The sequence below is a fragment of the Alteromonas sp. G4i35 genome, from assembly GCF_054960375.1.
The window spans coordinates 32,847-46,670 of the sequence record NZ_JBHNZD010000025.1 but is presented as its reverse complement, the minus strand read 5'-3'; the positions used below and the strand labels follow the sequence as shown (position 1 = coordinate 46,670).

10 protein-coding genes are annotated in these 13,824 nt (G+C 45.5%); 5 read left to right on the top strand and 5 right to left on the bottom strand.

What is annotated here, in order from left to right:
- Positions 1-391: 391 nt before the first annotated feature.
- Complete coding sequence (locus ACFI6L_RS16005; RefSeq protein ID WP_156079092.1) at positions 392-1,336, top strand: DMT family transporter; 945 nt, start codon at positions 392-394, stop codon at positions 1,334-1,336.
- Positions 1,337-1,355: 19 nt separating this feature from the next.
- On the opposite strand, the gene ACFI6L_RS16000 is transcribed toward ACFI6L_RS16005, so the two are convergent.
- From ACFI6L_RS16000 to ACFI6L_RS15990, 3 genes are read right to left on the bottom strand one after another with little or no spacing between them, the layout of a single operon-like run.
- The gene (locus ACFI6L_RS16000) at positions 1,356-2,120 is read right to left on the bottom strand and encodes a substrate-binding periplasmic protein (RefSeq protein ID WP_014948377.1); all 765 of its coding nucleotides are present in this window, start codon (positions 2,118-2,120) and stop codon (positions 1,356-1,358) included.
- 23 nt (positions 2,121-2,143) lie between these two features.
- On the bottom strand, positions 2,144-5,023 hold the full coding sequence (locus ACFI6L_RS15995) for an ATP-binding protein (protein WP_170826495.1): 2,880 nt from the start codon (positions 5,021-5,023) through the stop codon (positions 2,144-2,146).
- The gene (locus tag ACFI6L_RS15990; RefSeq protein WP_014948379.1) at positions 5,020-6,198 is read right to left on the bottom strand and encodes an ABC transporter substrate-binding protein; all 1,179 of its coding nucleotides are present in this window, start codon (positions 6,196-6,198) and stop codon (positions 5,020-5,022) included. The genes ACFI6L_RS15995 and ACFI6L_RS15990 overlap by 4 nt, the downstream gene beginning before the upstream one ends.
- A 336-nt stretch (positions 6,199-6,534) precedes the next feature.
- Between ACFI6L_RS15990 and ACFI6L_RS15985 the strand changes: the two genes are divergently transcribed.
- Positions 6,535-7,032: a 3'-5' exonuclease gene (locus tag ACFI6L_RS15985; protein ID WP_014948380.1), complete on the top strand. Its 498-nt coding sequence runs from the start codon at positions 6,535-6,537 to the stop codon at positions 7,030-7,032.
- A gap of 88 nt (positions 7,033-7,120) precedes the next feature.
- Here the strand turns inward: ACFI6L_RS15985 and ACFI6L_RS15980 are convergent, their stop codons facing one another.
- Complete coding sequence (locus ACFI6L_RS15980; RefSeq protein WP_014948381.1) at positions 7,121-7,591, bottom strand: hypothetical protein; 471 nt, start codon at positions 7,589-7,591, stop codon at positions 7,121-7,123.
- 239 nt (positions 7,592-7,830) lie between these two features.
- Positions 7,831-8,976, bottom strand: a complete 1,146-nt coding sequence (gene metK / locus ACFI6L_RS15975) for a methionine adenosyltransferase (protein ID WP_014948382.1) — start codon at positions 8,974-8,976, stop codon at positions 7,831-7,833.
- 427 nt (positions 8,977-9,403) lie between these two features.
- Between metK and tkt the strand changes: the two genes are divergently transcribed.
- The 3 genes from tkt to ACFI6L_RS15960 all read left to right on the top strand — a co-directional run bounded on the left by tkt (position 9,404) and on the right by ACFI6L_RS15960 (position 13,716).
- Entirely contained in the window at positions 9,404-11,395 is a 1,992-nt protein-coding gene (tkt, locus tag ACFI6L_RS15970) for a transketolase (protein WP_187446897.1), read from the top strand.
- Positions 11,396-11,413: 18 nt separating this feature from the next.
- Positions 11,414-12,424: an erythrose-4-phosphate dehydrogenase gene (gene epd, locus ACFI6L_RS15965; RefSeq protein ID WP_014948384.1), complete on the top strand. Its 1,011-nt coding sequence runs from the start codon at positions 11,414-11,416 to the stop codon at positions 12,422-12,424.
- 116 nt (positions 12,425-12,540) lie between these two features.
- Entirely contained in the window at positions 12,541-13,716 is a 1,176-nt protein-coding gene (locus ACFI6L_RS15960; protein WP_014975742.1) for a phosphoglycerate kinase, read from the top strand.
- Positions 13,717-13,824 lie beyond the last annotated feature (108 nt).

Genomic DNA, 13,824 nt, shown 5'->3' with positions numbered 1-13,824 from the left:
CAGGTTGGTTGTTTCTATTTTGTTATCAGGCAAGGCCGTAATGTGGCAAAAAAGTAGGGTTATTTCCATAACTTGCGAAACAAATATTTCATTTCTTGTTGTATCTAATGCGGTACGTTTTGCTTGTTAACTTTGTGTTAATTGGGAGTGTGTGGGGGATGTGCGTCTAAAAGGTCAAAAGAAGCGTCTATCTGGCTAATTACAAAAGCAATAATCTAAGTATCATCTTTATGAGAGAGGTGTTGACCCTAAGAGCAAAAATGACTGGGCGATAAAAGCAAGCGGCAGCAATCGGTTTATATCAGCGTCACAGTAAAAGCTGATGGGTTAATTAGAAAGTACAACATGAAAGCATTGTTCAACAGTTAACGCTAAGAAGGTGAGTAATAGAGTGGAGAAGGCAGTGAATACAAGCGATGTAGTAAAAGGGGTCTTAGCAATTGTTATCGCAAGCTTTCTGTGGGGGACAACAGGCACTGCCGCTCAGTTCGCTCCAGAAATCAGTCCTCTGGCAATCGGTGCCTTTGCAATGGGTATAGGTGGTGTATTGCTTTGTGTTAGTGCCCGAAAATCACTGGTAAAGGATGCACCTATTCTTTTTTCTACACCACTGACCTTTCTGTTTGGCAGTGCATGTGTTGCAATTTATCCGCTGGCCTTTTACAGCTCAATGCGTTTGTCAGGCGTTGCTATAGGCACCGTGGTTTCTATCGCCAGTGCACCACTATTCGCTGCGCTTTTAGAGTATTTTTTAAGTAAAAAGCCCGTGTCTTTAAAATGGTTTATTAGTTTTGTGTTTGGTGCGTTTGGGATTGGCATGTTAGCCATGGGTAAGGCACACGACGCAATGGCGTTGTCAGCATCTAAAGATGATCAGGTGTTCGGCGTTATATTGGGTTTAATTGCCGGTTTAACTTACGCTGGATACTCATGGGCTGCGAAGCAACACATTGACGCTGGCGCAAATTCAAAATCTGCCATGGCCGGACTTTTCGGTTGCGCTGCCGTTGCTCTGTTGCCTTCCCTCTGGTTTACCGGTCAAAACTTGTTTGCTAACACTATCCACATTAGCGTTTCACTCTATATGGCTGTTGTGCCGATGTTTCTTGGTTATTTGCTATTTGGCTATGGTCTTCGCACTACCGAAGCGAGTAAAGCTACGCTTATTACGTTAATTGAGCCACTGGTTGCGACACTTTTCGCTATTTTTCTAATTGGCGAAGTATTCAAGCCGGTGGGGTGGGTTGGCATGACGCTGGTGTGTCTTTGCCTTTTAATCCAATCGATAAAATTTCCCTTTGCTTTAAAGCGCTATGGCAAAAAAGCAACGGCGTAATGTTGAAACTGCGTGTGGCTTATAATGAAAAGTCAGAATACTTGTTAAGTATTCTATCAATTTGACCCGTTTGTTTTAATTCAGCAATGGCGCGGTTAATGGCGGGGAGCTTATCTTTATGTCGATTGTGAATACGCAACGCCATTTTGCCTGCGGTATGGATGGGGCCCAGCGCTATTTTTATGTTGTGCATTGAAGACCAGTAACGCGCCGCTGCTTCCTCCATTATGATGACATCTATCCGTTTCATGCCAAGGGCTAAGATAAGGTTACTCTCGGCTTGAAAGTCCATTCTGACGAACTTATCAGAATCAAAATAGACATAGCCGGAGATCATCCCTACGGTTTCACCGTAGATAGAGGCGACGGTTTGGTATCGGCTATGGTTTTCAGGCAGAGTAATAAAGTATTCTGTGATGTCTATAATGGGATCTGAGAAAGTGAAGTCGCCCGCGGGCTCATCTTTAGACAGCCAGCTTGGACTGAAAAAGTCGAAATCAAGAGCGCCTGTTTTAAATGCAAGCATGGCACGTTTGGTAGAGAGCATGACTTTTTCTGTCTTAATACCTGCTCTATTCATAATAAGGGGAAGGATTTCAACTAGAATACCGGCCCTATCTTCGTCGACAGCATTTTCGTACGGGATAGAGCTGCCTGACGTTCCAAGATTATATCGCAGTACTTCATCGGCAGTCGCGCCACCGCCTAAAAGCGAAACGTTAATCAATAAGATAAACGAAATAACTTTTTTGATGTGAGGGGCTAATCTCGCTAAGGCGTTCACTCAAGATGTTCCACTACAATAGGTTAATGAACGGCGCTTTCTTCACTATTTCTTTCAATGCTTGCCCAATGCTCAACTTTGTCGATGAGGTCAATAGCATCAAAAGGTTTACTTAGGTAATCGTCCATTCCGGCGTTAACGCAGCGCTCTTTGTCACCTTTCATGGCATTGGCGGTTAGTGCGATGATCGGCACATTCAAATAGCGTTCTCCGGCCTCACCATTTCTTATGCGTTTAGTTGCTTCAAAGCCGTCCATTTCTGGCATTTGACAGTCCATCAAGACAACATCAAAGGTCACTTTCATTTTGTTCAACGCTTCAAGTGCCTCTAGGCCTGATTTGGCACTCAATGTAGTGTGGTTGTTTAGGTGCTGTTTAACAATAACCTGATTAATGTCGTTGTCTTCGACAATTAATACTTTGCGTTTTTTCCCTTTTTCCCGTTTCACTCCTGAGGAGTGGTGAACTGGCTTAAGCAGGGCTTCGTCGGCTTGTTCAAGCATAATAGTGAAAGAGAACGTGCTTCCGTGACCTTTAACGCTCTCAAGTTTTATATCGCCGCCCATGAGTTCGCATAATTGTTTGCTAATAGAAAGGCCAAGGCCTGTTCCGCCGAATTTGCGAGTTGTAGAAAGGTCTTCTTGGGTAAAGACATCAAAGATTGTACTTTGCTTGTCTTGTGCGATGCCAATGCCGGTGTCTTTTACGCTACATAAAAGCTTAAGGCTGTTATCTGCATTTTGCTGAATGCTGGTGGTGACTTCAATACATCCACTGTCGGTGAACTTCACGGCATTACCTAACAAGTTCGAGAGTATTTGTCTAAAGCGTACATCATCGCCTTGTACAACGTGAAAGCCTTGTAAATCAAAGTGAAAATGTAGCGCTAACCCTTTTTCTTGGCACATAATCGCGTACTGACTTTGAAGGTTTTCAAGCGACTCTAAAATGTCGAATGGGTTTTCTTCAATTTGCAGTTGGCCTGCCTCAATTTTAGAGAAGTCCAAAATATCATTTACGATATGTAAAAGGCCCTGGATACTAAACTTAGCAAGAGACAGGTAGTGCTTTTGCTCCTCAGTGAGTTCAGAGCTAGCCATTAACTGCAAAACACCAGAAATACCGTGTATTGGCGTGCGTATTTCATGGCTCATACTAGCGAGGAAGCTCGATTTAAGACGGGCAGACTCTTCCGCTTTTTCTCGCGCATCCTGAAGATACTGTTCGGTTTGTCGTTGTTGAGTAACGTCCTGTTGAAACCCGATATAGTGAGTGACTTCACCATTTATTTTTACCGGCGTTAAATTCAAACGATTATAAAAGGCGCTGCCGTCTTTTTTATAGTTGAGCAGCGTCGTTTCAATAGGCTCGCGCACTGCAATAGCCTTGCGGATTTGGTCAACTGTCTGCTTGCTGGTTTCATCGCCCTGCATCGACCTGCAGTTATGACCGATTATTTCTTCACGACTGTAGCCTGTAAGCTCTTCAAAGGCACTGTTTACGTATATTATTGGTTGGCCGACGCGCTTAATGTCCGAAATGATGATCGACACCGTTGCTTCATCCATAGCGTGAGTGAGCACTTTAACGTGACTTTCAAGAGAGCGTTGTTCAGTTTCGTCGCTACCAACATAGATATCACCACGAATATTACCATTAGCATCGGCCAGTGATGTTTTAGTCCAATGAACAAACCGCTCTTGGCCGGTTGATACCGAAAAGTGTGTAAGTTCATTGCTCTGTGAAGAAGCAAGCTTTTGCATAATGAACTTCAAAATACCGTTCTTTTCACCGTACTGGTCATGACAAAAGTCGTCGAAGCGCTTATTAGAAAGTAAAGTTTGCTTGTCTTGATCAACCACTACAAGCATATCGCCCATTGACTCCAACACGTTGGAAAACTGTTCGTTAGACAGCGAAACCTCTGTCAAATCCCAAATCAGTTTGTCAAACGCTTCGCGAATATCCGCAAGTTCTTGGGCCTCAACGTCACTATCAAGGCGTAGTGAGGTCTTATCATCACTGTTTAGTCGATTCTTAATGTCATTGTACAAAGTCGAAAGTGTTCGCTCGGCAAGCGTTCCCGTCATACTCACCATATGCAAAATGATAAATACGAAGCCTACGATCATTGCCAGCAATACAATCCCAGTCCATGCGGCTTCTCTGTATGCGGTGATGGTGGGTTTAACGCTGTACAAGGTTAGATTTTGCCAATCAGCCTTTTTTATAGCGTAGCCGCTGTCATCAAAATCGGAAAAGCTTGAGTTGGGAGCAATGAGTGAGGGCTCACTGCTAAACAGGACATGCCCACTAGAGTCGGTAACAAGCTGGTTAGTCAGTCTGGGATAGGGCGCGAGCAAAGACTGCAAGCTATCCACATACATGACAAGTGCGCCTTCCGCTACGCCTCTAAGTAACACTGGAACGCTTATTAATACGCCGTACTTTGATACCGAGGAGTATGCATTCGATGAACCAAGGGTTTGCTGGCGCCATGCACTACTGAGCGACTCGGGGATAACAGCATTCCAGTTTTTATCAATCACCCGGTTCCCGGCAAAATCAAATAGCGCAAACTCGACACTTTTCGCCTGAGTTAAATTTAACGAGCGGAAAAACATGGGAAGGTAATTATCCCTTTGCTCGAAATCAACCAAGGAATTGATGATGATATCGTTAGCTGCCAAGTCTGCTAGCTGTCTAGTGGTATCGCTAACAATGTAATTGATATCTTGTTCTAAACCATCAACAGATTGTTGTTGAAGCTGGTCGGTTTGTTTAACAATGAAGTGAAAAGAGAGAGCAAATAGAATGATAGACAAAACCGCGACGAGTAAAACCAGTCGCGGTAGCATGCTTGAAAGCAGAAGAGAGCGTAACCTTGGGGGCTGCTGCATCATTGCACGCCCGTTGTTACCAAGTGACCTTTTTCGTTAAACGTAGTCATAAAATAATCCTTTGCCCAGAGTGCATCGTGTCTGTCCTCTGAAAATGGAGCTGTGTAGTGCTTCACTGCACCTTGCACATTTTGAAGAGACTCTAGCGCACCGCGTAATGCGTCTACTTCTATACTACCAGCTTTCGCGGCAGCTGCCGCGATTAAATGAGTTAAATCATAAGCATGAGCCAAACCTGTCACACCACCAATCGCAGTCGCATCCACCAAGCCATACTTATTATAATAGGCTTCTAACAAGCTTTTTGCCTTGGTATTTTTCTGGTGGTTGAAGTGGAAGGTTTGAAGTACTGACACATTGTAGTTAGCGATGGGCTTTGCAAGTAAAGAGGCGAACTGACCCGACGCGACTCCCCAATGCGACACAACTGGGAGAGAGGCGATGCCTTGTTTTGCCATCTCATCGAGTACCACAACACCTTCAGGAACGTTAGTGACAAGAATGATCGCTTCCGCTTTCGCGCTTTTTATTGCCGCGATATCCTCAGAAAAGTCTTTCTGCTGCCAATTTATCCAATGGGTTGCTGTTATATCAATATCATTATTACTTGCAGCTTGTGTTAATGATTCAAGGTTTGAGCGTCCCCATCCTGTTCTTTCCAGTACTAACGCAATATTTGAAAGCCCCATATATTTGACGTGATTAATTAGGACTGACGCTGCTTCAGCGTCGCGTACCGACACGCGAAATATGTTATTCGGTGAGTGCCCGTTGTCGATAATAGGCGTCCCCGCTGCCCAAGGAACCAACATCAAAATGTTTTTTTCGTGTATTGGGTCGACTTCAGCGAGAACTACAGGTGTATGAACGCCGCCTACTACCGCAAGTAAATTGGGAGTTTGGGAAAATTGCTCAATGTTATATACACCTCGAGCTGGGTTGCCGCGATGGTCTTTCGCAATAACTTTTATTTGACGACCTAGAATCCCACCAGCGGCATTTATTTCGTCGACGGCAAGCTCGACCCCTCTTGTAATAGCGATGCCACCTTCAACAGCTACCGCTGAAAGATCGGCATCAATACCAATCACCAGAGGTTCCGTTGAACTTAATGCTTTACTTGCAGTAAAAATTGAAAAGACGCAAGCCAGCGAGAGAAAGATAGAAAGTGCACGCATGAATAGGCTACCTAAATGTTAACCTTAAAAGTGTATAGCAATGTGCTCAGTCTTTTAGCGTAAACGTCTTATCCTTTAGTATAAGTTTGATGCTTTTTTGAGAGCTTTTACGAGATTTTTGAGCGCTGGCGACGGGTTGGTGTACTAAACGAGTGCGCATTAATTGTGGCACGATTCTACTATTAGCTTATATTTCGAGAAGAGTGGTTGTACATTTGCTAAACAGTGCTCGACGTTGTTTAGTTGTTCCTCTGGTGACGAGGTAGCAGTAAAACCGCCTGATAAAAATGGTTTGCGTATGTTGCAAGCAAGGATAAACAGCGGTTTGGAGCGTGAGTGCGAAAGAATACCCTGCCAACAATAATAGACATTGAAGCAAGTGGATTTGGCGCAGCGAGTTACCCTATTGAGATAGGTATCGTGCGCTATGATGGTGCAAAGTGGTGTAAGCTACTTCGGCCTTTTGACTCGTGGGTTCACTGGGATCGAAAAGCGGAGTCACTGCACGGCATAACGCAGCAGATGCTGCAAACTCGAGGAGAAGAGCCTCGAAAAGTCTGTGTTGAGTTAAATAACTTCCTTGGCAATACGGTTGTTTACAGTGACGGTTGGGTCGTTGATAACCCGTGGCTAATTAAGCTCTACGCCGCAGCGCAGGTAGAAATGTCTTTCACGTGTAGAGCATTGGAATATATTTTGTCTGAAGCACAAATGAATCAATGGCATGAGGTGAAAAGCCGCCTTGCGAGCCAACTTGATGTTAAGCGTCATAGAGCGAGTTCCGACGCGATGGTAATTCAACAGACTTACGCAAAAACCTTATCATTGGCATAACGGCAACTACGTTTCGTCTTTATGATGGGGTGTAATACTAAAAGCGCACTGTGAATGCAATGTAGCGGTGACCTAAAACAAGGATGACTTAAAACAAGTAATTGACGCCTAATGAGAGAGCCATATTCTCTTCTTCCCCAACTTGCCTATGTTCAAGTTCTACCGCCATGTTTAAACCCTCGCTTTTGCCAAGCAGCCAGCCCAACCGAGTAAAAGTACCTACATCATGAGGTAAATAAAGCCACTCTGCGTAATGCTGAAAGGCGGTATTGTTGGTTTTGTACGTTGCATAGACCTTTTGCGGAACCCAAGTGTTAAACCGCCGGCTGGCGCTAAACATACCTTGTGACCCCGCTGGGTAGGTATAACTGTTGTCGTATAGATAAGTTTCGGTTGTAGATTGAATGCGGTACATACTATTTAGCTGCCACCGCGCTATTTTTTTGCTTTTGAATTGGATAGGACTGTAGTGGGGAGCATTTATTTCCGCGAGCACGGGGGAAGCCGCCATAGACGCAGCCAAAGTAAGTGCCAGAAGAATTCCAGTAACCACATTCATGGAAGAGCCCAAGTTGTTGTTATCATGGCTTGTAAACAACCAGAAACTACAAGCGATAGTGTGTTCGTTATTTAAGCATAGCTGCAAAAAATAGATGATGAAAATATTCTTTGCTGTTTTTTATTTGTTTCGTTGATTTTGCGAGCCAAATAAAAACGCCGCTAGTTTATACCAACACTTTTTTGCAAAGCGTTATAAAAACTGAGCGGCGTATTTAAAAGCGTTATTTGGTTATCGAATTAAATCGATGCTTTTAACGCTTCTGCTTTATCTGTTGCTTCCCATGGGAATTCGTCACGACCAAAGTGACCGTACGCAGCCGTTGGGCGATAAATAGGGCGCTCAAGGTCTAGCATTTGAATAAGTCCATACGGGCGTAGGTCGAAATGTTCACGGACCAGTGCCACTAATGTTTTCTCATCTACCACACCTGTACCGAAGGTATCGATGCTGATAGACGTTGGCTCTGCCACACCGATTGCATAAGACACTTGGATTTCGCAACGCTTAGCAAGTCCTGCTGCAACAATGTTCTTAGCAACGTAACGACCCGCGTATGCTGCACTGCGGTCTACTTTTGATGGATCTTTACCAGAGAACGCGCCACCACCGTGACGGGCCATACCACCGTAAGTATCAACAATGATTTTACGACCTGTTAAGCCACAGTCGCCCATTGGACCACCGATAACGAATCGTCCCGTTGGGTTAATGTGAAAGCGTGTATTTCCATCAATCCATTCACTAGGCAGCACTGGCTTAATAATTTCTTCCATTACCGCTTCGCGAACTGTTTCAGTGCTTACTGAATCGCAGTGCTGGGTTGAAAGCACAACCGCGTCGATGCCAACAGGCTTGTCGTTTTCATATTTGAAAGTAATTTGGCTTTTCGCATCTGGGCGTAACCAGTCTAGCTTACCAGATTTACGCACTTCGGCTTGTTTTTGAACAAGGCGGTGAGAGTACGTGATTGGCGCAGGCATTAGTACGTCAGTTTCGTCGCTAGCGTAGCCAAACATTAGACCTTGGTCACCCGCACCTTGTTCTTCAAGGCTTGCGCGATCAACACCTTGATTGATGTCAGGTGACTGTTTGCCAATAGCATTTAATACCGCACATGAATCAGCGTCGAAGCCCATATCTGAGTGCGTGTAGCCAATTTCTTTAACTGTTTTTCGGGTAAGCTCTTCAATATCTACCCATGCAGAGGTAGTTACTTCACCACCCACTAAAACCATACCGGTTTTTACATACGTTTCGCAGGCCACCCGAGCGCGAGGATCTTGTTCTAAAATAGCGTCAAGAACCGCATCTGAGATCTGATCAGCAATTTTGTCCGGATGTCCTTCAGACACTGACTCGGATGTGAATAAATGCGTGGCCATAAATGCTCCGTAAGCGTTAAATTATCAAAATAGTCGTATATTGTACTAAAACAAGTTATAAATACCAGTCTTTACTTCTAGACGTCTAAAAGTCTCTTCGTTACGAATAGTTGACACAACCCGATCACTTATAGGGTTATTCAGGTCGTAATTGTCGAAGTTAATGATGTATTTGTAAAACTAGGCGTCAGATATAACTGTTTTTGCTGTAATGGGAATACGTGATGGTCAGGGTATAGACCATTTTTTACTATGACTTTCGCTATTGGCAATGAAAACCCATTGAACTGAAAGGTGGCATAGGTAAGAATAACGCCACATTCATTCGTATAAAGAAGTAGAGCGAACGCCTTACCTCTACGCTCGTCTAGCTTGCCTAGCCCGCTAAGATACGAAACAAAAGATACAAAATAAATCAGGAGACAACATGCCCTCTCGTCGTGAACTCGCCAATGCAATCCGTGCATTAAGCATGGATGCCGTTCAACAAGCTAAATCTGGTCACCCAGGTGCCCCAATGGGGATGGCTGATATCGCACAGGTACTATGGGGTGATTTCTTATCACACAACCCTGCAAACCCATCTTGGGCTAACCGCGATCGCTTTGTGCTTTCAAATGGTCACGGCTCGATGCTGTTGTACTCTCTTCTTCACCTATCAGGCTACGAACTGCCAATTGAAGAGTTAAAGAACTTCCGCCAATTGCATTCAAAAACGCCAGGTCACCCAGAGTACGGTTATGCGCCAGGTGTTGAAACGACCACTGGCCCACTAGGCCAAGGTATCAGTAATGCTGTGGGCATGGCGCTTGCCGAAAAAGTACTAGCGGCACAATTTAACAAAGATGGTCACACTATTGTTGACCACCACACCTACGCATTCCTAGGTGACGGCTGCTTGATGGAAGGTATCTCACACGAGACCTGTTCACTAGCCGGTACACTAGGCCTTGGTAAGCTTATCGCGTTTTGGGATGACAACGGCATTTCAATTGATGGCGAAGTGGAAGGTTGGTTCACCGACGATACACCAGCACGCTTCAAGAGCTATGGTTGGGAAGTGATCGATGGCGTTGACGGGCACGATGCAGAGCAAGTAAAAGCCGCTATTGAAAAGGCACAGGCGAATACTGCGCAACCTACGCTTATTTGTTGTAAAACCACCATTGGTTTCGGTTCACCTAATAAAGAAGGTACCGAGTCTTGTCACGGTGCACCACTAGGTGAGGACGAAATTGTCGCTACTCGCGAGAAGCTTGGCTGGAGCCATGGCGCGTTCGAAATTCCAGACGATATTTACGCTGGTTGGGATGCTAAAGAGAAAGGTTCAAACGCGGAAAGCGCGTGGAATGACGCTTTCGCTGCATACGAAGCCGCCTACCCAGAGCTTGCAGCAGAATTCAAACGCCGTGTAAATGGCGAGTTGCCAGCAGATTTCAGCGAAAAAGCAGACGCTATCATCGCTGAACTTCAAGCTAACCCACAAAATATCGCGTCACGTAAAGCGTCACAAAATGCACTGAATGCGTTTGGTCCGCTACTTCCTGAGCTATTAGGCGGCTCTGCTGATCTTGCTGGTTCTAACCTCACTATTTGGGAAGGCAGCAAAGGCGTTGAAGCAAACGATGCATCAGGTAACTACATTTATTACGGTGTACGTGAATTTGGTATGTCGGCCATGATGAACGGTATTGCCCTTCACGGTGGCTTCAAGGCATACGGTGCAACCTTCCTAATGTTTATGGAATATGCACGTAATGCGGTACGTATGGCCGCACTAATGAAGCAGCCTGCAATTTTCGTTTACACCCACGATTCAATTGGTCTAGGTGAAGACGGCCCAACACACCAGCCGGTGGAGCAGGTGGTTGCGCTACGTGCAACGCCTAACCTTGATAACTGGCGCCCTTGTGATCAGGTTGAGTCTGCTGTGTCGTGGAAGTCTGCTATTGAGCGCACTGACGGCCCAACAACGCTGATTTTCACGCGTCAAGGCTTAGCGCAGCAAGAGCGTACGGCTGACCAAGTGGCTAACATTGCCAAAGGCGGTTACGTACTTAAAGACTGTGAAGGTACGCCAGAGCTTATTCTTATCGGTACTGGTTCTGAGGTTCAGCTAGCCGTTGAAGCCGCAGCGAAACTAACCGAGCAAGGCAAAGCCGTTCGTGTAGTGTCTATGCCATCAACTGACGTATTCGACCGTCAGTCTGCTGATTACCGTGAAAGCGTACTGCCTTCTAGCGTTGTTAAACGCGTAGCGGTTGAAGCGCTGTCTAAAGATAGCTGGTACAAGTACGTTGGCTTTAATGGCGCTATCGTGGGAATGGACACCTTTGGTGAATCTGCACCTGCTGGCGACCTGTTTAAGCACTTCAACATTACCACTGACGCTGTAGTAGAGGCTGCACTGTCTCTGTAAGAGGTAATAGATAAGCCTATGGTAAATATTGCCATAAATGGGTTTGGTCGTATTGGTCGTAACGTGTTGCGCGCGCTGTATGAAAGTGGGCGCAACAACGAATTTAACGTGGTGGCCATTAACGACATTGCTAAACCCGAAGGCATAGCACATTTACTTAAATACGATACCGCCCACGGGCGGTTCCGTTTTGATGTGGCCTTAGAAAATAACACGCTAAATGTCGCGGGCGACGATATTACACTGCTCGCGATAAGCGATATTAAAGACCTACCCTGGAAAGATTTGGGCGTTGATATTGTGCTTGAGTGTACGGGCAAGTTTGATGACAGAGCGTCGGGGCAAGCACATTTAGATGCCGGCGCTGGCAAAGTGCTTTTCTCGTCACCCGGGTCACCAGATTTAGACAATACGGTCATTTTCGGAACCAATGAAGACACGTTGACCAGTGAACAAAAATTAGTCTCCAATGGCTCTTGCACCACAAACTGCATTGTTCCTGTTATCCAAGCGCTAGACGCTGCGTTCGGTGTTGAAAGTGGTACGATCACAACCATTCACGCGTCTATGCACGACCAGCAAGTTATCGACGCCTATCACGAAGATTTGCGCAGAACCCGTGCTGCAAGTCAGTCGATTATTCCCGTTGATACCCGACTTGCTGCCGGTATAGAGCGCATTCTGCCTAAGTTTGCGGGAAAATTCGAAGCCATTGCGGTTCGAGTGCCAACTATCAATGTTACTGCCATGGATTTAAGTGTAACGCTTCAATCTAAGGTAACGATTGAGCAAGTGAACCAAGCCCTTCGCAATGCAAAAGCGGGGCGTTTACAGGGTATTTTGGACTACACCGAAGAGCCTTTGGTGTCGGTAGATTTCAATCACGACCCTCACTCGTGTATTGTAGATGGCACACAAACAAGAGTCAGTCACAAACAACTGGTTAAAACACTAGTATGGTGTGACAACGAATGGGGTTTTGCAAACCGTATGCTCGATACCGCAAAAGTGATGTTCGACGCAAAATAAAGCATTGATGCTGCCAAGGGTTGGTAGCACCAGCCCGCGCAGCTTTCACAGTTAATTTGAGCGTGTCTTACCTTCAAAACACGCTCTACTGAATTTAAATTAACATAGGAAAGACGATGGCAATTCCAAGCATGAGCGATATGGCCCTAAAAGGTCAGCGCGTATTAATTAGACAAGATTTAAACGTGCCGGTAAAAGACGGCAAAGTAACTTCTGATGCGCGTATCAAAGCATCAATCCCTACGATTAAAGCAGCCCTAGACGCAGGTGCGGCAGTTATGGTGATGTCTCACCTTGGTCGTCCTACTGAAGGCGAGCCTGCAGACGAATTCTCTCTTCAACCTGTTGTTGATTATCTTAATGACGCCCTAGACGTACCGGTTAAGCTTGTAAAAGATTACCTAGATGGCGTGGAGCTTGCAGACGGCGAATTAGTTATCCTTGAAAACGTACGTTTTAATAACGGCGAAAAGAAGGACGACGAAACGTTAGCAAAACAGTACGCAGCACTTTGCGACATCTTTGTTATGGATGCGTTCGGTACTGCTCACCGCGCACAAGCGTCTACTCATGGCGTTGCTAAATTTGCACCAAAAGCCTGTGCTGGCCCATTACTTGCTGCAGAATTAGACGCACTTGGCAAAGCGCTAGACAACCCTAAGCGTCCAATGGTTGCTATTGTGGGTGGCTCTAAAGTGTCTACCAAGTTGACCGTGTTAAAAACATTGGCTGAAAAAGTTGACCAGCTGATTGTTGGTGGCGGTATTGCCAACACTTTCATTGCTGCTCAAGGCCATAATGTAGGTAAGTCACTAGTAGAGATGGACCTTACCGAGCAAGCCACGCAGCTTATGAATGAAGCGCAGGCGAATGGCGGTAATATTCCAGTACCTACAGATGTTGTCGTGGGCAAAGCGTTTGATGAGAATACCGAAGCGACGCTAAAAGTAGTCAGTGACGTTGCCGACGACGATATGATTTTTGATATTGGTCCAGACTCTTCAAAGGCGTTAGAGGACATTATCAAGAACGCGGGAACCATTGTATGGAATGGCCCTGTAGGCGTATTTGAATTTGAACAGTTCAGTGCTGGAACAAAAGCGCTGTCTGAAGCGATTGCGGCAAGCGACGCATTCTCAATCGCAGGTGGTGGTGATACACTAGCAGCAGTTGATAAATACGGGATTGCCGATAAGGTCTCTTATATTTCAACAGGTGGTGGCGCGTTCCTAGAATTCTTGGAAGGCAAAACACTACCAGCGGTAGCAGTACTAGAAGAAAAAAATAAATAAGCCTGGGCGCTGCATGTAAACGCAGCGTTTTAAAGCTCTAGATAGCTAAGGCCTAGTACAAACGTTACCCCATAAGTGTCACGCTCAGTAACAGCATTGTTGAGCGTG